This window comes from Actinomadura sp. 7K507 (genome assembly GCF_004348425.1).
Taxonomy (GTDB): domain Bacteria; phylum Actinomycetota; class Actinomycetes; order Streptosporangiales; family Streptosporangiaceae; genus Spirillospora.
In genome coordinates this window covers 1-21,812 of the sequence record NZ_SMKK01000166.1, presented here as the reverse complement: position 1 = coordinate 21,812, position 21,812 = coordinate 1, and the positions used below count along the sequence as shown (strand labels likewise).

The 21,812-nt window shown below is 72.9% G+C and carries 23 protein-coding genes; 6 read left to right on the top strand and 17 right to left on the bottom strand.

Annotated features, from left to right (window positions below; genetic code table 11):
- Positions 1-825 (bottom strand): serine/threonine-protein kinase (locus tag E1285_RS30690; RefSeq protein WP_132158056.1); only part of this gene is annotated, 825 nt, incomplete at its 3' end.
- Positions 826-960: 135 nt separating this feature from the next.
- Here E1285_RS30690 and E1285_RS30685 point away from each other — a divergent pair.
- Together E1285_RS30685 and E1285_RS30680 are read left to right on the top strand one after the other, a co-directional pair.
- Positions 961-2,052 (top strand): hypothetical protein, encoded by a 1,092-nt coding sequence (locus E1285_RS30685; protein WP_132158055.1) that lies wholly within the window; start codon positions 961-963, stop codon positions 2,050-2,052.
- Positions 2,049-3,296 (top strand): sulfotransferase, encoded by a 1,248-nt coding sequence (locus tag E1285_RS30680; protein ID WP_132158054.1) that lies wholly within the window; start codon positions 2,049-2,051, stop codon positions 3,294-3,296. Before E1285_RS30685 ends, E1285_RS30680 begins: the two co-directional genes overlap by 4 nt.
- On the opposite strand, the gene E1285_RS30675 is transcribed toward E1285_RS30680, so the two are convergent.
- From E1285_RS30675 to E1285_RS30635, 9 genes are read right to left on the bottom strand one after another with little or no spacing between them, the layout of a single operon-like run.
- Positions 3,285-4,964, bottom strand: a complete 1,680-nt coding sequence (locus E1285_RS30675; protein ID WP_132158053.1) for a Na(+)/H(+) antiporter subunit D — start codon at positions 4,962-4,964, stop codon at positions 3,285-3,287. The two genes, E1285_RS30680 and E1285_RS30675, sit on opposite strands and share 12 nt — an antisense overlap.
- Entirely contained in the window at positions 4,954-5,223 is a 270-nt protein-coding gene (locus tag E1285_RS30670; protein ID WP_132158052.1) for a hypothetical protein, read from the bottom strand. Before E1285_RS30670 ends, E1285_RS30675 begins: the two co-directional genes overlap by 11 nt.
- Entirely contained in the window at positions 5,220-6,713 is a 1,494-nt protein-coding gene (locus tag E1285_RS30665) for a proton-conducting transporter membrane subunit (protein WP_132158051.1), read from the bottom strand. Before E1285_RS30665 ends, E1285_RS30670 begins: the two co-directional genes overlap by 4 nt.
- Positions 6,710-8,191: a monovalent cation/H+ antiporter subunit D family protein gene (locus E1285_RS30660; RefSeq protein WP_207946943.1), complete on the bottom strand. Its 1,482-nt coding sequence runs from the start codon at positions 8,189-8,191 to the stop codon at positions 6,710-6,712. Before E1285_RS30660 ends, E1285_RS30665 begins: the two co-directional genes overlap by 4 nt.
- Positions 8,188-8,553 (bottom strand): cation:proton antiporter subunit C, encoded by a 366-nt coding sequence (locus tag E1285_RS30655; RefSeq protein WP_132158050.1) that lies wholly within the window; start codon positions 8,551-8,553, stop codon positions 8,188-8,190. Before E1285_RS30655 ends, E1285_RS30660 begins: the two co-directional genes overlap by 4 nt.
- Positions 8,550-9,623 (bottom strand): DUF4040 domain-containing protein, encoded by a 1,074-nt coding sequence (locus E1285_RS30650; protein ID WP_207946942.1) that lies wholly within the window; start codon positions 9,621-9,623, stop codon positions 8,550-8,552. Before E1285_RS30650 ends, E1285_RS30655 begins: the two co-directional genes overlap by 4 nt.
- Positions 9,623-9,946, bottom strand: a complete 324-nt coding sequence (gene mnhG / locus E1285_RS30645; protein ID WP_132158049.1) for a monovalent cation/H(+) antiporter subunit G — start codon at positions 9,944-9,946, stop codon at positions 9,623-9,625. The genes E1285_RS30650 and mnhG overlap by 1 nt, the downstream gene beginning before the upstream one ends.
- The gene (locus E1285_RS30640; RefSeq protein ID WP_132158048.1) at positions 9,943-10,224 is read right to left on the bottom strand and encodes an MrpF/PhaF family protein; all 282 of its coding nucleotides are present in this window, start codon (positions 10,222-10,224) and stop codon (positions 9,943-9,945) included. The genes mnhG and E1285_RS30640 overlap by 4 nt, the downstream gene beginning before the upstream one ends.
- Positions 10,224-10,715 carry a Na+/H+ antiporter subunit E gene (locus tag E1285_RS30635; RefSeq protein ID WP_132158047.1) on the bottom strand — a complete coding sequence of 164 codons (492 nt, stop codon included), beginning with the start codon at positions 10,713-10,715 and terminating at the stop codon, positions 10,224-10,226. The genes E1285_RS30640 and E1285_RS30635 overlap by 1 nt, the downstream gene beginning before the upstream one ends.
- 486 nt (positions 10,716-11,201) lie before the next feature.
- Here E1285_RS30635 and E1285_RS30630 point away from each other — a divergent pair, with 486 nt between their 5' ends.
- The 3 genes from E1285_RS30630 to E1285_RS30620 are packed head-to-tail and all read left to right on the top strand — an operon-like array spanning position 11,202 to position 14,377.
- The gene (locus E1285_RS30630; protein ID WP_132158046.1) at positions 11,202-12,167 is read left to right on the top strand and encodes an ABC transporter ATP-binding protein; all 966 of its coding nucleotides are present in this window, start codon (positions 11,202-11,204) and stop codon (positions 12,165-12,167) included.
- On the top strand, positions 12,167-13,816 hold the full coding sequence (locus tag E1285_RS30625) for an ABC transporter permease (protein ID WP_132158045.1): 1,650 nt from the start codon (positions 12,167-12,169) through the stop codon (positions 13,814-13,816). The genes E1285_RS30630 and E1285_RS30625 overlap by 1 nt, the downstream gene beginning before the upstream one ends.
- Positions 13,817-13,852: 36 nt before the next feature.
- Positions 13,853-14,377 carry a DUF488 domain-containing protein gene (locus E1285_RS30620; protein ID WP_207946940.1) on the top strand — a complete coding sequence of 175 codons (525 nt, stop codon included), beginning with the start codon at positions 13,853-13,855 and terminating at the stop codon, positions 14,375-14,377.
- On the opposite strand, the gene mftF is transcribed toward E1285_RS30620, so the two are convergent.
- From mftF to mftA, 6 genes are read right to left on the bottom strand one after another with little or no spacing between them, the layout of a single operon-like run.
- Positions 14,362-15,798, bottom strand: a complete 1,437-nt coding sequence (mftF, locus tag E1285_RS30615) for a mycofactocin biosynthesis glycosyltransferase MftF (RefSeq protein WP_132158043.1) — start codon at positions 15,796-15,798, stop codon at positions 14,362-14,364. The genes E1285_RS30620 and mftF overlap by 16 nt on opposite strands.
- Positions 15,795-16,550: a mycofactocin biosynthesis peptidyl-dipeptidase MftE gene (gene mftE, locus E1285_RS30610; protein ID WP_165966822.1), complete on the bottom strand. Its 756-nt coding sequence runs from the start codon at positions 16,548-16,550 to the stop codon at positions 15,795-15,797. The genes mftF and mftE overlap by 4 nt, the downstream gene beginning before the upstream one ends.
- Before the next feature lies 1 nt (position 16,551).
- On the bottom strand, positions 16,552-17,739 hold the full coding sequence (gene mftD, locus E1285_RS30605) for a pre-mycofactocin synthase MftD (protein ID WP_132158042.1): 1,188 nt from the start codon (positions 17,737-17,739) through the stop codon (positions 16,552-16,554).
- Between the two features lie 41 nt (positions 17,740-17,780).
- Positions 17,781-19,049, bottom strand: a complete 1,269-nt coding sequence (gene mftC, locus E1285_RS30600) for a mycofactocin radical SAM maturase (RefSeq protein ID WP_132158041.1) — start codon at positions 19,047-19,049, stop codon at positions 17,781-17,783.
- Positions 19,046-19,321 (bottom strand): mycofactocin biosynthesis chaperone MftB, encoded by a 276-nt coding sequence (gene mftB / locus E1285_RS30595; RefSeq protein ID WP_132158040.1) that lies wholly within the window; start codon positions 19,319-19,321, stop codon positions 19,046-19,048. Before mftB ends, mftC begins: the two co-directional genes overlap by 4 nt.
- Positions 19,322-19,336: 15 nt before the next feature.
- Complete coding sequence (gene mftA / locus E1285_RS30590; protein ID WP_132158039.1) at positions 19,337-19,459, bottom strand: mycofactocin precursor MftA; 123 nt, start codon at positions 19,457-19,459, stop codon at positions 19,337-19,339.
- A 76-nt stretch (positions 19,460-19,535) separates the two neighbouring features.
- On the opposite strand from mftA, the gene E1285_RS30585 reads away from it, so the two are divergent.
- Complete coding sequence (locus E1285_RS30585; protein WP_132158038.1) at positions 19,536-21,137, top strand: GMC family oxidoreductase N-terminal domain-containing protein; 1,602 nt, start codon at positions 19,536-19,538, stop codon at positions 21,135-21,137.
- Between the two features lie 19 nt (positions 21,138-21,156).
- Here E1285_RS30585 and mftR read toward each other — a convergent pair.
- A partial coding sequence (mftR, locus tag E1285_RS30580; protein ID WP_347814110.1) for a mycofactocin system transcriptional regulator occupies positions 21,157-21,812 on the bottom strand: 656 nt, incomplete at its 5' end.

The following is a 21,812-nucleotide window of genomic DNA, read 5'->3' as shown; positions in this document are numbered from 1 at the left end:
GGGCGGATCAGGCAGGGGGCCCGGCCGCGCGGAGGTGAGGTGGCCGATGAGCGCCGGAACGGCCGGGCGCGCCCGCGGGTCCTTGGCCAGGCACGCGGCGATCACCCTGGCGAGGTCGATCGGGACCCCGTTCAGCGGCGGGTCCTCGTGAAGGACGCGGTGCACGACGGCCGGGACGGTGGTGGCGTCGAACGGGCCCCGCCCGGTGGCGGCGTAGGCGAGCACGCAGCCGAGCGCGAAGACGTCGGCCGGGGGACCGGTGCGCTCGCCGAGCATCTGCTCGGGCGCCATGAACGTGTAGGTGCCGATGACCGCGCCGTCGGCGGTCATCGGGTCGGCGTCGGCGGCGCGGGCGACGCCGAAGTCGATGATGCGGGGGCCGTCGGGGGACATGATGACGTTGCCGGGCTTCAGGTCGCGGTGGACGAGCCCGCAGGCGTGGATGGCGGCCAGGCCCTCGGCGAGCGCCGCGCCCAGCCTCCGCACCGCGGCCGGGTCGAGCGGCCCGTCGCCCGCGACGCGGTCCCGCAGCGACGGGCCCGGCACGAACGCCGCCGCCATCCACGGCGCCTCGGCGTCCGCGTCGGCGTCGACCACCTGCGCGGTGTGGAATCCGCCCACCCTGCGCGCGGCGTCCACCTCGCGGGCGAACCGGGCACGGAACCGCGGGTCGGCGGCGTGCTCGGCGCGGATCAGCTTGACCGCCACCTGCCGCCCGCCCGGTGAGGTGCCGAGGAACACCTCGCCCATCCCTCCCTGGCCCAGCCGTCCGTCGATCCGGTACGGGCCGACCTGAGCGGGATCACCGCGTCGCAGCGCCTCCAAGACCGGCAGCCCTCCATGGACGGTTCGGCTCTGATCGATCAGGTGTGATCATTTCAAAGGCGCCGCCGTCCGTGGAGGGGGTTCGCCCTAAGATCTGGAGACGGTTGTCACCAGACCTGCTGCGAGTGGAGCCACATGGATACCGATCGGCCCGAGGTGCGGGCATGGGACGCGTTCGTCGACGCACTCGGCGCGGCCGGGCGGCGGCTGGCGGACGACACCGCTGAGCTGGACGAGGCCGAACGCGCCGACGGCTTCCGGGCGCTGGTCCGCGGGCTGCACAACCAGCTCGCCCGCTTCGAGGTCGACCGGGACCTGCCCGAGCTGCTGCCGTTCAACGGCTGGCGGCAGAAGTTCTTCATGGACAATCCCGACTTCCGGTACTGGGTGGCCGACGTCCGTGCCGATCGGCGCTACCGGATCAGCGGCGACCGGGGGGCGGCGGTGTACGTCTCGGTCACGGCGTACGCCGGGTCGGGAACAGCGGGCGCCGAGGCCGTCGCCCGCCTCGGCGGCGACGACATGGAGTTCGGCGAGTCGGGGGAGTTCGCCGTCCTCCTGGGCGGCGACCGGCCGGAACACGGCGACTGGCTGCCGCTTCCCGAGGGCACGACCGCCGTGTGGGTGCGGTTCTTCCACGAGGGCGCGGCGACCGGCCACGAGAGCCGGTGCTCCATCGAGCGGATCGGTTCCGGCGGACCCGTGCCCCCGCCCATCGACCCCGGCCGTTTCCAGCACCACCTCAACCGGCTGGCCCGCACCGTCTCGTTCCTTCCGGCCGCCTTCGCGGCGGCCGCGGCCGACGACCAGGCCCGGCCCAACGAGATCCGGCACTGGGCGGAGATGTCCGGTGGCGCGGCCTTCACCGAGCCCGGCATCCACTACCTGCGGGGCGGATGGGAGCTGGAGCCGGGGGAGGCGCTCGTCCTCGAAGGCGACGCGGTTCCCTGCCGCTACTGGAACGTCCTGCTCTACAGCCGTTTCCTCAACTCCCTCGACCACCGGCACCGCCAGGTGTCCCGGACGGGAGCCGCGGCGGCGGTCACCGGCGGGCGCTACCGGTTCGTCCTGGCCGCCGAGGACCCGGGCCCGGCCGCCGGCGACTGGCTGGACACCGAGGGCCGCCCGTTCGGCATCGCCGTCCTGCGATGGCTCCACCCGGAGCGGGCCCCCGATCCGCCGTCGGCCCGGGTGTGCCGTGTCGAGGACCTGCGGAGCGGGTCATGACGCTCTGGACGCCGCCGCCGCGGACCGCCGGGGCCGCCGCCGTGTACGCCGCCGCCGAGGCGGACCGCGCCGCGAGGCCGGAGCGGTACCGGCTCGGGGCGGACGAGGCCGACGCGGTCGTCGACCGCGCGACCCGCGGCGGCGGCCGCGACCTGCTCGGAGACCCGTCGCGGTGGCGGGACGGGCTCGAACGGTACCTCCGGTCGGCCGCCGAGGACGGCGGGCTGAACGCCGTCGGCGCCAAGGCGGCGCGCGGCACGGCGGTGGCCAGGCTGCGGGCGCGGATCTCGATGAACCGCCACCTCGCGGAACATCCGGAGACCACCGGGCGCCCGCTCCTCCCGCCGATCGTCATCGTGGGCGGCTGGCGGACGGGGACGACGTTCCTGTTCCGGCTGCTCGCGACCGACCCCCGCCTCCGCGCGCCGCTGCCCGCCGAGCTGGCCTCGCCGTGGAGCTTCGCCGGGGTGACGGGACAGAAGCGCGAGGACTTGCTCGAAGCCGCCTCCGGGGCCCACGACGTCCTCCACCACCTCAACCCCACGCTGGCCGCCGTGCACGATTCCGGTGCCCGCCTGCCCGAGGAATGCGTGCTTGCCATGGGCACCGACTTCCGCAACTGGGGTTTCAGCTCCACGATGCGGCTCGACGGCTACACCGATTGGCTGGCCGGGCAGGACCTCGCCGGTTCGTATGCGCGCTACCGCGAGATCCTGCAAACGCTCGACGCGGGCGATGGGCGGCGCTGGGTGCTCAAGGCGCCGGCCCACACGCCCGAACTCTCCAACCTCGCCGCCGCCTTCCCCGGCGCCTGCATCGTGCACCTGCACCGCGACATCGTCGAGACCATCGCGTCCGGGGCCAGCCTGTTCGCCGTCTTCCGCTCCACCTACAGCGACGAGGTGGACGCCCGGGACGTCGGCCGGTTCCAGGCCGACCAGTCCGAACGGTGGCTGCGCCGCGCCGCCGCGTTCCGCGAGTCGCCCGCCACGTCCCGTGTCGCGGTGCTCGACATGCGCTACCGCGACCTCGTCTCCGCGACGGCGGCCGCTCTGCGGCAGATCTACGACGCCGCCGGGCTCGACGCCCCCGCCGACGTCGACGGGATGATCGAGCGCTACCACGCCGACCGTCCCCGCCACGCGAAGGGCGTCCACCGCTACGCCGCCGCGGATTTCGGCCTGGACGAGGACGGCCTCCGCCGCCGGTTCGCGTTCTACGAGGCCCCTGGGTCAGAGGAGTGAGATCAGGAGGAAGAGGGCCAGGAGCACGGCGACCCACAGGACCATGACGTCGGTCGGCCACGGGACGCCCAGCCACCCGCGTGGCCGCAGGGGGCGGAAGGCGACGGCGGTTACGCGTTCCGCGCGCCGCTTGAGGGGCTTGGCGAGCCCGTCCCGCATGTGGGTCACGCCCTGCAGTCCCGTGCGCCAGACGCGGGGCAGCAGGCGGCGGTAGACCACGTCGGCGTCCAGGTTCACCGAAGCGAACTCGCGCGGGTAGCGGCCGGTCCGGATCAGCACGGTGAACGCCAGCGCGGCGAGCAGCAGGAGCTGCACCTGGTTGACCACGTGCGGGACCGTGTAGGCCGAGTAGTCCATCTCGTACGGCAGCAGGCCGTAGAACAGGTTCGGCGCGACTCCGATGGCGATCGAGGCGGCGGCGGCCAGGCCCATGGCGACGCGCATGTTCAGCGGCGCCTCGGCGACCCGGTGCCCCCGGTCGCGGCCGAAGAACGAGAAGAAGGGAACCTTGAGCCCGGCGACGAGGAAGGCGCCGGCCGAGGCGGAGAGCAGCAGCAGCCAGACCAGGGTCCGGTGCTCCTCCGCGAAGGCCTGCATGATGAGCGACTTGGTGGCGAACCCGGAGAACAGCGGGAAGGCGTACGCGCCTCCGAGGACGCACAGCACCATGGTCTGCGGCATCGACTTGTAGAGCCCGCCCAAATCCGAGGCCTTGGTCGTCCCGGTGCGCAGCAGGACCGCGCCCATGCTCATGAACAGCAGGCCCTTGAACAGGATGTCGGCGAACGCGTGCGCGGCGGCGCCGTTGACCCCGAGCGCGCCGCCGACCCCGATCGCGGCGACCATGAAGCCGAGCTGGTTGATCATGCTGTAGGCCAGCACCCGACGCAGGTCGTTCTCGATCACGGCGTAGAAGATCGGGAAGCAGGCCATGACCACGCCCACCCACACCAGCGCGTCGGTGCCGGCGTAGCCGCGCGCCAGGACGTAGACCGCGAACTTGGTGGTGAACGCCGACAGCGCCACGGTCCCGACGACGGTCGCCTCCGGGTAGGTGTCCTGCAGCCACGCGTGCAGGAGGGGGAAGGCGCACTTGATCCCGACGCCGAGGAGGATCAGCAGGCCGCCCGCCTCGGTCGGGTCGAGGACGCCGAAATCCAGCCCGCCCCCGGACTGGACGTGCAGGACGACGCCGCCGAGCATCAGCAGCCCCGAGACGATCTGCGCGGCGAGATACCGCATGCCCGCGCGGTAGGCCCGCTCGGTGCCCCGCGCCCAGATCAGGAACACCGAGGACAGCCCGGCGAGCTCCCAGAAGACGAACAGCGTGATCAGGTCGCCCGCGAGCGCCCCGCCGACCGCGGACGAGGCGTAGACGGGGATCACGGTCTGCTGCAGCCGGTCCCGCAGGTGCAGGGCGTAGATCATGAAGATGAACGCCGCGAGGATGAAGGCCGTCGCGAAGATCCGCGCCAGGGCGTCCACCCGCAGCGTCTGGAGCTGGAGGCCGAGCAGTTCGAGGCCGCCGTGGACGCCCTCGGGCAGCGTCCACAGGACCGCCATCGCGGCGACCGGAAGCAGCATCATCCAGACCGCGCGCACCCGGCCGGGCAGCAGCGGAACGGGCAGCGCGCCGGCGATGAGCAGCAGCGCCGGGTTAATCGTCATCGCCGGTCCGCTCTGGCCGCTCGTAGTAGTCCTCGCCGCGCATCAGCACGCGGCGCAGCTGCTTGGCCACCAGCACCAGGGTCACGCTGCCGAGGAATCCGTAGAGGGCGTAGAAGCCGAAGACGTTCTCGATGTCGAAGAACGGATGCTTGGTGTAGAGCAGATCGGCGAGGAACGCCAGCGCGCACAGGATGTAGAGGCCGTGGACGACGCGGTCCACGTTGCGGGGCTCGTCCAGCCAACGACGATCGTCTTTCACGGTGACTCCAGGACCTCGTTGAACGGGGCGATGACCGCGTCGACTCCGATGAACAGGGCCACGCAGGCCACGGCGGTGAGGACGAGCGGGAGCACCAGCGTCCACGGCGCCTCGCCGTGGCCCGCACTGCTGCCGCCGGGCCCGGTGGGCGGGCGGAAGAACGCCCGCGCCGGGATCGGCATGAGGTAGGCCAGCGACAGCAGCGTCCCCGCCAGCAGGACCCCGACCATCACGAGCTGGCCGGCGTCGGCCGCGCCGAGCAGCAGCAGCCACTTGCTCCAGGTGCCGCCCATCGGGGGCAGCCCGAGGATGGACACCGCGGCGACGAGGAAGGCCCCGAACGTCCAGGGCATGGTGCGGCCGAGCCCGTCGAGCTCGCTGACCTGCGTCCGGTTCGTCGCGGTGTAGACGGCACCCGCGCAGAAGAACAGGGTGATCTTCGCTGCCGCGTGGTTGACGATGTGCAGCGCGCCGCCCGCGGCGGCGATGTCGTTGGCCAGCGTGGCGGCGAGCACGATGTAGGCGAGCTGGCTGACCGTCGAGTACGCCAGGCGCTCCTTGAGGTTGTCGCGGGTGACCGCGATCAGGCCGGCGCCCAGCAGCGTGACCGCCGCGACCCACATCATCGGCTCCGCGGCCCCGGTGACGTCGAGCGTGTCGATGCCGAAGACGTAGACCGACACCTTCAGGACCGTGAAGACGCCCGCCTTGACCACCGCGACCGCGTGCAGCAGCGCCGACACCGGCGTGGGCGCCACCATGGCTCCGGGCAGCCAGCGGTGGAAGGGGAACAGGGCCGCCTTCCCGATGCCGAACAGGTAGAGCGCGAACAGCACGGTCAGGGCGGCCGTCCCCGCCTTGTCGGCCAGGATTCCCCCGGGCGTGAAATCGGTGGTCCCGGCCAGGACGGCCGTCCACACCATCGCGGGGAGCAGCAGGCCGATCGAGGTCGTCAGCAGCAACCCCAGGTAGACGCGCCCGCCGCGTCGGGCCTGTTCGTTGCCGGAGTGGATGACCAGCGGCCAGGTCGACAGCGTCAGGACCTCGTACCCGATGAACAGCGTGGCCAGGTTGCCGGCGAACGCGATCCACAGCGACGCGGCGATGGCCACGGCGAAGAAGGCGTAGAAGCGCGTCTGCCGGCGCTGGAGGTTGCCGCGCATGTAGCCGATCGCGTACAGCGTCGTCACCGGCCACAACAGCCCGGCGACGGTCGCGAAGAGCAGGCCGAGCGGTTCCAGCGTGAACACCAGCGAGATGCCCGGCAGCCAGTCCCACAGCCGGAAGCTCAGCCCCTCGTCGACCGCCGGCCACAGCGACAGGACCAGCGCCGCCACCGCGACACCGGTGACCAGCGACGCCGCTTCGCGCAGGTTGGGGCGGCGGCGGAGGGCGACCACGGCGAGGGCGCCCAGCAGCGGCACCAGTACCGTGACCGGCAGGACGAGTGCGGCGTCCGGCGACAGCCAGCCCGCGGAACCCAGGCTCATTCCCCGCCCCCCACCAGGACGCCCGCGGCGCTTTCGGCGAGGCTCATCGGCCACTCCGGAGCGAAACCGAACACCAGGGACAGCAGGACGAGGGACCACGTCGCCGCGGCCATCGACCACGGCGTTCTCGCGACCTTCAACGGCTCGGGCTCGGCGGACCGGCGGAACCATCCGGCCTCGATGACCCGCCCCACGTAGACCACGGACAGCAGGGAGCTGACCAGCAGCACCGCGAGGACCGGCCAGTGGCCGTCCTCGATGAGCGCCTCGGCGAGGACCCACTTGCTGACGAATCCCGCCGTCGGCGGCAGCCCGATCAGCCCGAGCCCGGCCACCACGATGGCGGCGAACGTCCACGGCATGGTCCGGCCGAGCCCGGCGATCGCCGGCAGCCGGGCCGAGCCGAGGCGCAGCACCACGATGCCCGCCGCGGCGAACAGCGCGCCCTTGATCAGCGCGTGGTTGATGATGTGCAGGTACGCGGCGGTGACGCCGCCGGCGGTCCCGAGGCTGAGACCGGCGACGATGTAGCCGACCTGGGCGATGCTCGACCAGGCCAGCAGGTACCGGAGGTCCGACTGGAAGCAGGCGACGGCGGACGCGACGAGCATGGCCGCGCAGGCGAGCACCAGGCCGATCTCGGTGATCGGCATCCGGTCGAAGACCAGCGCCGCCCCGAAGACGCCGAACGCGAAGCGCAGCAGCAGGTAGATCGACACTTTGGTGCCGGTCGCCGACAGGAACGCGGCCACCGCCGAGGGCGCGTGCGCGTAGGCGTCCGGCAGCCAGGCGTGCAGGGGGAACAGCGCCATCTTGATGGCCAGCCCCACGAACACGAACACGACCGCGGCGGCCAGCGCGCGGTTGCCGTAGATGTCCGGCAGCCGCTGCGCCAGATCGGCCATGTTGAGCGTGCCGGTCACCGCGTAGGCCAGGCCGATGCCGATCAGCAGGAACGTGGCGCCGATGGTCCCCACGATCAAATACTGGAACGCGGCCAGGAGAGCGCGCTTGCGCCGCCCCATGGCGACCAGCGCGTACGAGGACAGGGAGGTGATCTCCAGGAAGACGAAGGCGTTGAAGGCGTCACCGGTGGCCGTGATGCCGAGCAGGCCGGTCAGGTTCAGGCAGAGGCAGGAGTAGAACAGCGGGACCCTGGACGCCTCGATCTCCGCCGGGATGCTGCGCCGGCCGTAGACGGCGACGGCCAGCCCGATCGCCGACACCAGCAGCAGCACCGGGACGTTCGCCTTGTCGATCACGTACCCGATGCCCGCCGGCGGCTCCCAGCCGCCCATGGAGTAGCGGAACACCCTGCCGCCCGCGACGTGCCAGGCCATCGCCGAGGCGCAGGCCAGCGACGCCGCCGACGCGGCCAGGAACAGCAGCCAGGCGACCGTCCGGGAACGCAGCAGCACGCACAGCGGAGCGCACAGCATGGGAATCACGACCTGCAGCGCAGGCAGTTGGGCCGTCACGAAGCGGGCCCTTCGTCGACGCTGTCCCGCTCGATGATCTCGTTCTCCTCGATCGTGCCGTACGCCTCGTAGATGCGCACCGCGAGCGCGAGCCCCAGCGACGTGGTCGCGATGCCGACGACGATCGCGGTGAGGATCAGGACGTGCGGCAGCGGGTGGGAGTAGCTCCGGGTGCCCTCCTCGATGATCGGCGCACTGCCTCCTTTGACCTTGCCGAGGGAGATGTAGAACATGAAGACGCCGACCTGGAAGAGGTTCAGGCCGATCAGCTTCTTCACCAGGTTGCCGTGGCTGATCACCGCGTACAGGCCGATCACCATCATGATGAAGGCGAGCCAGTAGATGTAGTGGCTGCCGATCATCGGCGCGCTCCCCGAGCGGCGAAGCTGTAGAAGACCGCTATCAGGACGGCCGCCACCGTTATCCCCACCCCGGTCTCGATGATCACGATGCCGTAGTGCTGGCCCTCCTCGGGGTGGCCGGGCACCAGGGTGTCGTAGTCGAGGAACGCCCCGCCCAGGGCCATGTTCGCCACACCGAGACCGCCGTAGAGCAGAACGCCGACCGGTACCAGGCCGAGCATCACCGGCCATGGCAGGACGCGTTCGACCTCTCCGATCCCGTACACCAGCCCGTAGAGCACGAAGCCCGCCGCGAAGATCACGCCCGCCTGGAATCCTCCGCCCGGTCCATATTCGCCGTGGAAAAGGACGTAGCAGGCGAAGATCAGGATGAAGGGCATCAATACTTTGCTGGACACCCGCAGGACGCGGTACTCGCTGATGACGGCCGCCCGCGCCTTGCCGCGCCCGCCGTGATCGTCCTTTTCGCGGTGCTCGCTCTTTTCGCCAAGCTCGCTCTGCTCACCCGGCTCGCCCTGTTCGTCGCGCTCTCCGCGCCGCCGCGTTCGCATCAGCAGGAGCGGAACGGTGACCCCCGCGGCGAAGATGACGACGAGTTCGCCCAGCGTGTCATAGCCGCGATAGCTGGCCAGGACGGCCGCGACCGCGTTCGGGACGCCGATCTCCTCCTGTGAGTCCTGGAGATAGGTCTCGGTCACCGGGTGGGCCTGTACGGGTGTGTCCGCTTCGCCGAACGCCGGCAGGTCCTGGCTCGCGTAGACCAGCACGGCGCCCAGCAGGAGGGCCGCAGCCCCGCCCGACCAGAGCTTGCGGCGCGGTGTGACCGTTTCCCGTGAACGGGTCAGCGCCAAGGTGCTGAGGAACAGCACCGTGCTGATCCCGGTGCCCACGGCGGCCTCCGTGATCGCCACGTCCAGCGCGTCCAGGGACACGAAGAGGCTCGCCGACAGCAGGCTGGCCAGCGCGGTCAGCATCGTCGCCTCGTAGAGCGCGCGCAACCGGGTGATCGCGAGCGCGGTCGCCACGAGCAGGGCGAACAGCGAGACGTTCATCAGTACCAGCAGGGACATCAGCGGCGCTCCTCGCCCTCGGCCGGGAGCCGCTCGCCGTCCCGGCGCGCCGCCTGGGCGAGTGCGTGCGCGGCGGTCGGGGACGTCAGCATCAGAAACAGCAGGATCAGGACGAGGCGGACGGCGCTCTGCCAGCTCTCCACCTGAAGGAGCAGGCCAAGGAGCAGCAGGCCCGCGCCCCCGCCGTCGGTGAGGCTGCCGGCGTGCGTCCGGGTGTAGAAGTCCTGGAACCGCAGCAGCCCGACGCCGCCCGAGACCACGAGCACGCAACCGGCCAGCACCAGCGTGCCGCTCACGATGTCGAGCAGCAGGGAGACGCTCATGACGCCTTCCCCTCGCGGCCCTCGGGCAGCAGCTCGTCGAGGTGGGTGAGTCGCAGCACGCCGATGGTGGAGACGAAGTTGACCAGCGCGTAGATTAGTGCGATATCAAAAATGTAGGAATCGCCTGAAATGGTGCCGACCACCGCCATGAAGAGAACGGTCTTCGTGCCGAAAACGTTGATCGCCAGGATGCGGTTGTAGAGCCTGGGGCCCAGGAACGCTCTGACGAGAGCCAGCGCCATCGCGGCGAGCAGGGCGCCGACGGCCGCGATGAGCATCAGCGGCCCTCCAGCCCTCTCACCCTGTCCAGCATCGCGCCGCCTTCGAGGTCGGTGATGCCCGCCCGCTGGATGCTGTGGACCTCGATGTCCTCATTGCGGAAGGAGACCGAGAGCGTCCCCGGCGTCAGCGTGATCGAGTTGGCGTAGATGACCTTCGACAGATCCGGCAGTTCGGCGGCCGGGACCGTGGCGACCACGGGGCGGGGCCTGCGCGGCGACCACACCATGCGCAGGACCGCCAGCGCCGAGAGCAGGATCTGCCAGCCCAGCCACAGCAGGTACCTCGGCAGGCGCGGCAAGACCCGCATGGGAAGGCCCTCCTCGTCGGCGACCGCCATCCGGACGACGACCACGACCACCAGGACGACGGACAGCGCCCCGAGCATCAGCACCAGCGGTGTGTAGTGCCCGGACACGATCAGCCAGAACGCCGCAAGCAAGGGCAGCAGCTTGAGCGCCATGCCGCGAGGGGCGGGCGGGAAGGTCATCGGTGCACTCCGGGAGGCGTTCAGATGGCGACGTTCGGCTCAGGACTCGCCGACCAGGCTTCCCGGCACACCAGTTCACAACCTTAACGGCCCCCGCGACCGGGTGACCACACCGGCCCCGCGTGATCGGCGCCTCATGCCCCTCCTTGCGCACTGGACGTTTGTATAGCACCCTGAAGGTGTGACAGACGAGGGAGGCGCCGTGCCCGACCGGGACATGCGCATTCCGACCACGCACGCCGCCGCGCGCAAGGCCGACTCCGACCCGCCCGCCTGATCCCCGGCGGCCCGCGGAACCTCCGCCTGCCGGCCCCCGGCAGAGCGTCCGCGGTGCTTCGCGGCGCCCGCGCGGACGACCCGGCCATGACGGCTCGCGCAGTCAGGCCGCGGTTGATCCGCTCACGTTCCGATCCGCCCGTCCCCTGCCGTCGTGCACCGGGGCGAGCGGTTGCTCCCGTCCCTACACACCCCTATTTAGGCGTGCTCATGTCCGAACAAAACGCGAATCCCATCGACGTGTCCGGCCTGGTCAAGACCTTCGGGCAGACCCGCGCGCTGGACGGCCTCGACCTGAGCGTCCGCACCGGCGAGGTGCACGGGTTCCTCGGCCCGAACGGCGCGGGCAAGTCCACCACCATCCGGATCCTGCTGGGCCTGCTGCGGGCCGACTCGGGCACCGCCCGGCTGCTGGGCGGCGACCCCTGGAAGGACGCGGTGCGGCTGCACCGGCGCATCGCCTACGTACCCGGCGACGTCGACCTGTGGCCCAACCTCACCGGCGGGCAGGCCATCGACATGCTGTCCCGGCTGCGCGGCGGGCTCGACCGGGCGCGCCGCGACGACCTGTGCGACCGGTTCGACCTGGACACCTCCAAGAAGGGGCGGACCTACTCCAAGGGCAACCGGCAGAAGGTCGCGCTCGTGGCCGCGCTGGCCTCCGACGCCGAGCTCCTGATCCTGGACGAGCCGACCGCGGGCCTGGACCCGCTGATGGAGGCGGTCTTCCAGGAGTGCATCGTCGAGGCGAAGGCGGCCGGGCGGACGGTGCTGCTGTCCAGCCACATCCTCGCCCAGGTCGAGAAGCTGTGCGACCGGGTGAGCATCATCCGGCTCGGCAAGGTCGTCGAGAGCGGCGAGCTCGGCCGGATGCGGCACCTGACCCGCACGACGATCGAGGCGGAGACCGGCCGGCCGGCCACCGGCCTGGGCGAGCTGACCGGAGTCCACAACGTGCGGGCCGAGGACGGCCGCGTGCGGTTCGACGTCGACGGCGAGCACGTGGGCGCGGTCGTCCAGCGGCTGGCGGAGTTCGACATCCGCAGCCTGGTCAGCCAGCCGCCCACGCTGGAGCAGCTGTTCCTGCGGCACTACGGCGAGGAACTGGCCGAGAACGGCGTGCCCGTCGAGCCGGCCGCGGACGGCGCGTCCACGCGCGACGGGAGGGAGCGGTGATGGCCGCCGTCACCGAGGCCCCGCCCGCGGCGGGCCCGTCCGGTCGCGACGGCACGCTGACCGGCACCGGCACGATGGTCGGGTTCATGCTGCGCCGGGACAGGATCCGCATCCCGGTGTGGATCCTCGGTATCACCCTGACCACGCTGATGACGGCGTCCAACCTGAAGAGCACCTACGGGACGGCGGAGGGGCGGCAGTCCCGCGCCGCGCTGGTGGACAGCCCGACGGGGATCGCCTTCAGCGGCCCCGGATACGGCCTGGACGACTACACCTACGGCGCGATGCTGGCCAACGAGGTCCTCGGGTTCGTCGCGATCTTCGTCGCGCTGATGAGCGTGCTGCTGTTCAACCGGCACACCAGGACCGAGGAGGAGGCGGGCCGCGCCGAGCTGGTCCGGGCGAGCGTGGTCGGGCGGCACGCCCCCATCACCGCCGCGCTGATCGTGGTGGGCGGCGCCAACGTCGCGCTGGGCGCGATCATGACGCTCGCCCTGGGCGGCAGCGGCATCGAGACCGTGACATGGCCGGGCTCGCTGCTGTTCGGCGCCTCGCTGACCGCCGTGGGGCTGTTCTTCACCGCCGTCGCGGCCGTCACCGCGCAGCTGACCGAGTACGGCCGAGGCGCCGCCGGGATGGCGGGCGCGGCGATCGGCGTCGCCTACGCGCTGCGGGCGGTCGGCGACATGGGCAACGGCGTGCTGTCGTGGCTCTCGCCGATCGGATGGGCGCAGGCCACCAGGGTCTACGTCGACGACCGGTGGTGGCCGCTGGCCCTGGCCCTGGTGCTGGCCGCCGCACTGGTCGCCGTGGCGTTCTCGCTGACCACGCGGCGCGACGTCGGCGCCGGGCTGATGCCGCCGCGTCCCGGGCCCCGCACCGCCGCACCGTTCCTGGGCACGCCGCTCGGGTCCGCGCTGCGGCTGCAGCGCGCAGCCCTGCTGTGGTGGAGCGTGTCGATGGCCGCGCTCGGCGCCGTGTACGGGGCGTTCGCCGGCGACGTGCAGGACGCCATCGGCGACAACGAGACGATGCGCGAGTGGGTGCAGACGCTCCCGGGCGCCGATCTGACCGACCAGTTCCTCGGCGTGATCATGTCCATGCTCGCGACCATCTGCGCGATCTACGCGATCCTGGCGCTCCAGAAGCCGCGCGGGGAGGAGACCGGGGGACGGGCCGAGCCGATGCTGGCCGCCGCGGTGTCCCGGACACGCTGGCTCGCCGGCCATCTGGCCGTCGCACTCGCCGGCAGCGTCGCCGTCCTGCTGCTCAGCGGGCTCGGCGCGGGGATCGCCGCCGCATTCTCGGTCGGTGACGCCGAGCTGCTGTACACGATGCCGGCCGCCGCCCTGGCGTACGCGCCCGCCGTGTGGGTCGCGGCAGGCGTCGTGGTCGCGCTGTACGGGCTGGCGCCCAAGGCCATGGGGCTGGCGTGGGCGGTGGTGGTGTACGCCGTGATCGTCACCACGTTCGGCGGCCTGCTGCAGTTCCCGGACTGGATGAACGACCTGTCCCCGTTCGGGCATGTGCCGCAGCTCCCGGGCGCTCAGATGAGCTGGCCGCCGGTACTGGTCCTCACGGCGATCGCCGCCGCCCTCGTCGCGGTCGGCCTCGCGGCCTTCCGCCGCCGGGACCTCACCCTGCGCTGACGACGGTGACCCCCCGATGTGGGTAGGGGGCACGGTGTGGAGGCGCTGCTGACGTTCGGGCACGGCACCGCCGGGCGGGAGGACCTCGCCCGGCTGGTGCACCGTGCCGGGGTGTCGGTCGTGGTGGACGTGCGGACCGCACCGGGAAGCCGCCGCAATCCGGACGTGGACCGCGGCGCCCTGGAGGAGTGGCTGCCCGCCGAAGGGATCGAGTACCGGTGGGAGCGGCGGCTGGGCGGCTTCCGCAAGGCCGCGCCGGACTCGCCCGACTCCTTCTGGCGCAACGATTCCTTTCGCGGATACGCCGGGCACACCCGTAGCCCCGGCTTCGTGGCCGCCATGGACGAGCTGCTGCGCGGGGCAGGCGAGGCGCGCACGGCCGTGATGTGCAGCGAGTCGGTGTGGTGGCGCTGCCACCGCAGGCTCATCGCCGACTTCGCGGTGCTGGCACGGGGCCGGCCCGTCGCGCACCTCGCCCATGACGGCCGCCTCACCGAGCACCCGCCCACGTCCGGGGCGCGGCTGCGGGACGACGGGCTGCTCGTCTACGACGGGGAGTGACCCCGCGCCTTGCGCCGGAATGCCGCCGGGAGCTGCACGTCCGGACGCAGGGGAGCCGCCGAGCGAGCGCGGGCCGACGCCGCCGTGACCCCGGATCCGTAGGCGACGTCCTCGGCGATCCGCAGGACCGTGTAGCGGACGGGGTCGATGGACGGCCGCTGCCGCAGCCATTCCAGCGCGATGGGGGCGAGCATCGCCGTCGCGGCCGCGCGGGCGACGCGGCTGCGCGGGGATGCGGCCAGGGCGAGCATGCCGAGGGGCCACCATTCGCGGCGCAGCGCGTGCCCGAGGCCGGCGGCGTCGGCGACGACGCCTTTGCCGACGAGGGCGACGGCCAGGCTCCAGTCGGCGGGCAGCCGCGACAGGCGCCTGGCCAGCAGCGCCGCCGAGACGCCCGCGCACACACCCGCCGCGCCCGGGCGGCCGCCCGCGAGCAGGCCGAGGACGGCGAGGTTCCACATCGACGGCCGGGCGGGTGCGAGCCGGCCGGAGTGGCGCCGCGCCAGGTCGGGGGCGGAGGTGCCGTACTCGTGGCGCCGCCGTGCCCAGTCCGCCGGGCGCAGCCGTCCGGTGTGGGCGACCCGCGCGGCGGGCTCGTAGCGGACGTTCCAGCCGAGGTCGCCCAGCCGCCAGACGAGGTCGACGTCCTCGCCCAGCCGCAGGTCCTCGTCGAAGGCGTCGCCCTCGACCGCCGCCACGCGCACCAGCAGCGTCGCGGTGGGCACGAATCCGAGCCTGCCTCCCGGGCGGACCAGCGCGGGCCGGACGCCCATGTCCAGAGCGGACCGGGCGGCCTCGTAGCGGGCCAGCAGCGCGGGCCCCCCGTCGCCGTCCGGCAGCACGCGCGGGGCGACGGCGGCGACACGGGGATCGTCGAAGTGGGGGAGCAGGACGTCCAGCCAGCCGGCGTCCGGGCGGCAGTCGGAGTCCACGAACGCGACGAACGGGGTCCCGGCGAGCCGCAGGCCGGTGTTGCGCGCGGCGGCGGGACCCCGGTTGCGGGGCTGCCGGACCAGCCGCGCCCGGTGCGCCTCCGCCGCCTTGCGCAGCGGCTCGGGATCCGGTGACCCGTCGTCCACGACGATCACCGGCACCCCGGCGACGGCCGCGAGGCAACGCTCCAGCTCACCGGCCCGCCCGAAGGCCGGGATCACGACGGTCACGTCGTGCGGCCCGGCGCGGGGCACCGGGACGGGGTGGGCCATCCCGAGGTCCAGGAGCCGGCGCGCCAGCGCCCGCCCGACGGGCGAGGAGTCCGCCAGCCCTTGCGGCCCCGCCCGGCGCAGCGCCGCCAGGTGCGGGCGGGCGGCCTCGGCGAGACGTACGACCTTCCAGGGCGAGCCGCCGGTGGCGACCCTCCCGCCGGACCAGAAGGACGTCTCCCGGTCCAGCGCGACGGCGAAACCGGCGGGAAGCCTCACGGCCGGGGCCCGCGCGACGGCACCCCGGGTTCGGGGAGGCGGCCGCGGTCGTCGGCCCGCCCGCCGCCGATCCGTAGCGCCACGGACGCCGCCAGGGCCTCCACGATCTCCCGGCCGCGCTCGGCTGAGGCCCCGGACGGGTCGCCGAGCACGCCGGACGGGGAGACGGCGCCGACGCCCCGCGCGACCAGGTCGGGCAAGATCGCGGCGAGCGGGCGCGTGTCGCCGGTGACGGCGCCGAACGGCCGCACCAGGCCGGGAGCCAGGTGCAGCATGACGGAGGTCTCGGTGAGCCCGGCATGCGCGTCGCCGCCGGGGACATCGCAACCGACCCAGGCGGCGTCGTGCCCCTCGCGGCGCAGCCGGCCGACGGCGGCGTCGAGCGTGGGGACGTTCCCGCCGTGTCCGTTGACGAGGACGGCGCGCCCGGCCCACAGGGCGAGCGAGCGCACGGTCTCCACGACCACGGCGTGCAGCGCCTCGTGCCCGATCGAGACCGTGCCGGGGAACCCGGCGTGCTCGCCGCTGGCGCCGTAGGGGATCGCCGGCGCGACGAACACCTGCCCGGAGGTCTCCGCCCGCAGGGCGTCGGCCGCGCGCTCGGCGACGGCCTGGGCGATCACAGTGTCGGTGGACAGCGGCAGGTGCGGCCCGTGCTGCTCCGTCGACCCGATCGGCACCAGGACCAGCGGCGCAGCCTCCACCTCCGGCCAGGCCGCTCCCGCCAGAGCACCGTCCCCGGCGCCCGTCACGTCAGCCCTCGGTCCCGCCGCCCAGCGTCAGGCGGAAGTCCGGCGGGACGAACAGGTCGTCCGCCGACAGGTCGTGGACGCTGGAGTGCCCGAGCCCGAGGACGGCGGAGTCGAGGCCGCTGCGCATGATGTCCAGCACGTTCTCCACCCCGGCCTGCCCGTTCGCGGCCAGGCCCCACAGGTACGCGCGGCCGATGAGCACGGCCCGCGCGCCGAGGGCGAGCGCCTTGGCGACGTCGCCGCCGCGCCGGATACCGCCGTCCAGCAGGACCTCGACCTGGTCGCCGACCGCGTCCGCGATGGACGGCAGGACCCGGATCGTGGCGGGCGTCGTGTCCAGGTTGTTGCCGCCGTGGTTGGACACCGACAGGGCCGTGACCCCGGCGTCGACGGCCTTCCTGGCGTCGTCCACGCGGGTGACGCCCTTGAGCATGAACGGGCCGCCCCACTCCTTGCGCAGCCACGCCACGTCCTCCCAGGTGGGCGGGGGCGTCTGCATCCACTCGCCGTAGGCGCCGAAGAAGGTGGGGGCGGGCCCTTCCGGCGGCTTGAGGTTGGGTGTGGTCAGGTCGGGCAGCCGTTTGGTCCTGGCGAACCGCCACAGCCAGCCGGGGTGGGACACGACGCCCGGCGAGAGCTTCGCCATGGTCCTGAAGTCGATCTTCTCCGGGATCGAGGGGCTGCCCCAGTCGCGGCCGTGGGAGAACGACCAGTCGAGCGTGGCGATCAGCGCCTTGGCCCCGGCGTCCTTGGCGCGTTGCATCCGCCGCAGCATCGCGTCGCGGTCGCCGCTCCAGTACATCTGGAAGAAGACGTTCGGGTTGGCTTCCGCGACCTCCTCCACGGGCTTGCTCGCGAACGAGCTGAGGCCCATGATGACGCCCCGGTTGGCGGCGGCCCGCGCGACGGCCACCTCGCCGTCGGGGTGGACGGCCTGCACGCCGGTGGGGGAGATGACCACGGGGAACGACGACTCCACGCCCATCACGGTGGTGGACAGGTCCCGGTCCGCCTTGTGGCCGGCGACGTGCGGGGCGAAGCCGAGTTCGCCGAACGCCTTGACGTTGTCGCCGACCGTCCGGCCGCGCTCCGAACCCGCGACCAGCGCCCCGTAGACCATGTACGGCAGCCGCCGCTTGGCCCGGCGCTGAGCCTCGGCCACGGTCTCGAACCACGGGTTCCTGAACATGTCGTGTCGTCTCCTGGGATGGGCGGTCGCGCGGGCCGGTGTCAGGTGATGCGGAGCCCGGCGAGGGGGTTCTCCTCGCAGGCGCTCACCGGCGGGCGTTCGGGGGGCCGGCTCATCAGCTTCACCGGGACCGGCCGCCGGCGGGCCGGTGCGGTGCGGTGCGAGTGGTCGGCGGACGGCTTGGGGATGCCCGACCGGTCCTCGGGACGGCCGGCCAGCAGCTTCTCCCCGTACCCCTGGACGCACTCGGGGTCGGGGCCGTCCAGCGGCAGCCCGGTGAAGAACTTGGCGGCCATGCACCCGCCCTTGCACGTGTCGTAGAAGGAGCACGAGCTGCACGTGCCCCCGCTCTGCGGCTGCCGCAGGTCGCGGAACAGCTCGGACTCGCGCCACACGCGGGTGAAGCCGCCCGGCTCCCGGGTGTTGCCCGCGAGGAACTCCTCGTGGATGGCGAAGGGGCAGGCGTACACGTCGCCGACCGGGTCGATGAGGCACACCACCCGCCCTGCGCCGCACAGGTTCAGCCCCGGCAGCGCCTCCCCGAACGCCGACAGGTGGAAGAAGGAGTCGCCGGTCAGGACGCTGTCGCCGTGCGCGACCAGCCAGTCGTACAGTTCCCGCTGCTGCCCGCTGGTGGGGTGCAGCTCGTCCCACACGTCGGCGCCGCGGCCGGACGGGCGCAGCCGGGTCAGCCGCAGCTGGGCGCCGTACTCGTCGGCGAGCGCCTTGAACGCGTCCATCTGCGGGATGTTGTGCCGGGTGCACACGACCGAGAGCTTGAAGTTCTTCATGCCGGCGTCCGCGAGGTTGCGCATCGCGCGGACGGCGGTGTCGTAGGAGCCGGGGCCGCGCACCGCGTCGTTGACCTCGGCGGTCGCGCCGTCCAGCGAGATCTGCACGTCGACGTAGTCGTTGGCCGCGAGGCGCCGCGCGGCCTCCGGGGTGATCCGGACGCCGTTCGTGGAGAACTTCACGCCCACGTGGTGCGCGGTGGCGTAGTCCAGCAGCTCCCAGAAGTCGGGGCGGACGGTCGGCTCACCGCCGCCGATGTTGACGTAGAAGACCTGCATGGCCTCCAGCTCGTCGATGACGGCCTTGGCCTCGGCGGTGCTCAGCTCGCGCGGGTCGCGGCGACCCGAGCTGGACAGGCAGTGGGAGCAGGACAGGTTGCAGGCGTAGGTGAGTTCCCAGGTCAGGCAGATCGGCGCGTCGAGCCCGTGCTCGAACAGGTCGACCAGCCGCGTCCCTGGCGTCCTCGTGGTGCTCGTGGGGGTGGTCGTGCCCGTGGTGGTCGTGCTCGTGGTGGTCATGACGTCCTTTCGACGAGCATCGAGGACCGGACGAGCGCGCCGAGCGCCGCGCCGTACCTGGCCAGGTCGGAGGCCGGGACGCCGGCCGCCGTGCAGGCGTCCCGGGCGGTGGGCGCGTCCCCGAGCGAGCGCACGACGTCCAGCAGGCGGCGGTCCTTGAGGAAGGACAGCTTGCGCGTGCCGAAGTGGTAGAGGAGCGCGCCGAACGGTTCGGGCCGCACCGAGACCTGCGGGTGCAGGTCCCAGGCGCGGTCGAGGTCGATGCCTGACATGTCTGGCGTGCCGGTCTAGTAGACGCCGCACATGCCGTCGATCGAGACCTCCTCGATCAGGGACTCGGCGACGTCGAGCTCCTCGGCCGCGTCGCCGGCCTGGTCCGTCACCTGGTTCTCCGGTGTGCTGGCGTCCATGAGACCTCCTTGGCCGACGTGGCTGACTTGGCACGGATACTAAATGCATCGAGTGTCAAAAAGATAGGGTCCGATCATGATCCGGCGAGCCGGCGTCCTCGTCGTCGGGGCGGGCGGCAGCGGCGCCGCCCTGGCGGCCAGGCTCAGCGAGGACCCCGGCCGCGACGTCGTCGTCGCGGAGGCCGGGCCGGTCCCGCGCACCCTGACGGAGTTCCCGGCGGACCTGCTGGACGCCCGGCTCGTCCCGGGCGCCCGGCCGGGGCACCGGGCCGTCCGGACGATCCCGGTCCAGCTCACGCCCGGCCTGCCCTACCTGGCGGCCCGGGGGCGTTTCCTCGGCGGTTCGACCACCGTCAACGGCGGGTACTTCGTCCGGGCGCGGCGTGCGGACTTCGACCGCTGGGCGGCGTCGGCGGGCGACGACCTCTGGTCCTACGACCGGGTGCTGCCCCTCATGCGGGCGTTGGAGACCGACCTCGACCACGGGGCCACGCCGCTGCACGGCGGCCGGGGCCCGATCCCCGTCCGCCGCACCGGCCTGCGGCATCCCGCGGCCGCGGCGTTCCAGGCCGCCGCCCGCGAACTCGGGCATCCGGACGACCCCGACAAGAACGCCCAGGACACGCCCGGCTTCGGCCCGGTGCCATCGAACACCGTGCCGTCGAACACCGTGCCATCGAACACTGCGCCGTTGAACACGGGGCCGTCGAACGCGGTGGACGGCCGCCGCGTCAACACCGGGATCGCCTACCTGCTCGGCGCCGCCGCGGACCGTCCCAACCTCACCGTGCTCGGCGGCTGCGAGGTCCGGTCGGTGACGGTCGCCCGCGGCCGGGCGACCGGCGTCGTGGCCGACCACGACGGGCGGCGGACGGTGCTGGAGGCGGACGAGATCATCCTGTGCGCGGGCGCCCTGGCCTCACCGCACCTGCTGCACATGTCGGGCATCGGCCCCGCCGCGGACCTCGCCCGCGCCGGCATCCGGGTCGTCCACGACCTCCCCGCCGTGGGCGCCACGCTCAGCGACCACCCCCAGGTGGCCGTGGAGTGGACGCCCCGGCGGCCGGTGCCCGAGCCGTCCGGCTCCTGGCTCGGCGGCGTCCTGCACCTGCCCTCCTCCGGCGGCTCCGAGGCCGGCGACCTGGAGATCCTCCAGTCCCTCGTGCCGATCCTCGGCCTGGTCGGCGGGACGGTCGCGGTCCCCGGCGAGCCCCTGCCCTTCCTCGTGTCGGCGCTCGCCCCGCGCACCGGCGGCACGCTGCGCACGGTGTCGGCGGACCCCGCCTACCCGCCGCACGTCGAGTACCGCTACCTGGAGACGGGCGCCGACAGGCGCGGGATGCGCGAGGCGGTGCGGGCGGCGGCCGCGATCGTGGCGACCGCCGCGTTCGGCGAGGTCTCCCGGGGCCTGACCGGGCCCACCGCCGGGACGCTGGACGACGACCGCGAGCTGGACCGGTGGATACGCTCCCGGCTCGGCACGTCCCAGCACACCTGCGGCACCGTCCCGATGGGACCGGCCGGCGCCGTCGACGGCCACGGCAGGGTGCACGGCCTGGAGGGGCTCCGCGTCGCGGACACGTCCATCCTCCCGTCGGCGCCGCTGCGCGGCCCGGCCGCCACCGCGGTCCTCGTCGGCGAGGTCATCGCCCACGCCATCCGCCAGGAGCCGCGCTGACTCAGGAACCGGCGCCGACTCAGGACGCGGCGTCGCCCTGCACCGAAGCCAGACCGGCGCTCAGGTGGCGGATCGCCTCGTCCAGCAGGTCGGCCAGCGCCGCCTGCCCCTCGCACGCCAGCCAGTGCTCGTAGGCGGAGACCGCGGCGGCGAGGACGAGATGACCGGCGAGCCGGGGGACCGCCGCCGAAGCCGGCACCCCGGTGCGGCCCGCCACGAACTCGGTGACGACCGCCCGCCACGACGCGTACCGCAGGGTGGCGTCCGCCTGGAGGGTCGGCACGCCCAGGATGAGCTCCATGCGCTGCCGGTGCCAGGGCACCTCCTGCGGGTCGAACCGGTTGAACTCGACCACGGCGCGGCGGACCGCGTCCATCATCGGAGTGCGCGGGTCGGCACCGTCCAGCAGGTCGCGCAGCCTCCGCAGCTGACCCTCGAAATCGCCCCACACCAGGTCGTTCTTGGACGAGAAGTACCGGAAGAACGTCCGCCGCGCGATCCCCGCCGCCGCCGCGATGTCGTCCACCGTCGTCTCGTCGAACCCCTGCCGGGCGAACAGCTCAAAGGCCAGCCGCTCCAGCGCGGCCGGCGTGGTCGCGCGCGGCCTGCCCATGGCCCGCCGGTCACCGGCCGCCCCTGCCTCCGAGGTCACGCCTACAGGCTCCCACGCCCGCC

What these genes read in the sequence shown, in the direction of transcription:
- E1285_RS30655 (WP_132158050.1), bottom strand. Translation starts at nt 8,553, where the DNA reads ATGATCGGCAGCCACTACATCTACTGGCTCGCCTTCATCATGATGGTG.
- mftB (WP_132158040.1), bottom strand. Translation starts at nt 19,321, where the DNA reads ATGTCAGGCATCGACCTCGACCGCGCCTGGGACCTGCACCCGCAGGTC.
- mftA (WP_132158039.1), bottom strand. Translation starts at nt 19,459, where the DNA reads ATGGACGCCAGCACACCGGAGAACCAGGTGACGGACCAGGCCGGCGAC.
- E1285_RS30625 (WP_132158045.1), top strand. Translation starts at nt 12,167, where the DNA reads ATGGCCGCCGTCACCGAGGCCCCGCCCGCGGCGGGCCCGTCCGGTCGC.
- E1285_RS30650 (WP_207946942.1), bottom strand. Translation starts at nt 9,623, where the DNA reads ATGTCCCTGCTGGTACTGATGAACGTCTCGCTGTTCGCCCTGCTCGTG.
- mftC (WP_132158041.1), bottom strand. Translation starts at nt 19,049, where the DNA reads ATGACCACCACGAGCACGACCACCACGGGCACGACCACCCCCACGAGC.
- E1285_RS30635 (WP_132158047.1), bottom strand. Translation starts at nt 10,715, where the DNA reads ATGACCTTCCCGCCCGCCCCTCGCGGCATGGCGCTCAAGCTGCTGCCC.
- E1285_RS30685 (WP_132158055.1), top strand. Translation starts at nt 961, where the DNA reads ATGGATACCGATCGGCCCGAGGTGCGGGCATGGGACGCGTTCGTCGAC.
- E1285_RS30585 (WP_132158038.1), top strand. Translation starts at nt 19,536, where the DNA reads ATGATCCGGCGAGCCGGCGTCCTCGTCGTCGGGGCGGGCGGCAGCGGC.
- E1285_RS30680 (WP_132158054.1), top strand. Translation starts at nt 2,049, where the DNA reads ATGACGCTCTGGACGCCGCCGCCGCGGACCGCCGGGGCCGCCGCCGTG.
- mftD (WP_132158042.1), bottom strand. Translation starts at nt 17,739, where the DNA reads ATGTTCAGGAACCCGTGGTTCGAGACCGTGGCCGAGGCTCAGCGCCGG.
- E1285_RS30640 (WP_132158048.1), bottom strand. Translation starts at nt 10,224, where the DNA reads ATGCTCATCGCGGCCGTCGGCGCCCTGCTCGCCGCGATGGCGCTGGCT.
- E1285_RS30630 (WP_132158046.1), top strand. Translation starts at nt 11,202, where the DNA reads ATGTCCGAACAAAACGCGAATCCCATCGACGTGTCCGGCCTGGTCAAG.
- E1285_RS30665 (WP_132158051.1), bottom strand. Translation starts at nt 6,713, where the DNA reads ATGAGCCTGGGTTCCGCGGGCTGGCTGTCGCCGGACGCCGCACTCGTC.
- mnhG (WP_132158049.1), bottom strand. Translation starts at nt 9,946, where the DNA reads ATGAGCGTCTCCCTGCTGCTCGACATCGTGAGCGGCACGCTGGTGCTG.
- E1285_RS30675 (WP_132158053.1), bottom strand. Translation starts at nt 4,964, where the DNA reads ATGACGATTAACCCGGCGCTGCTGCTCATCGCCGGCGCGCTGCCCGTT.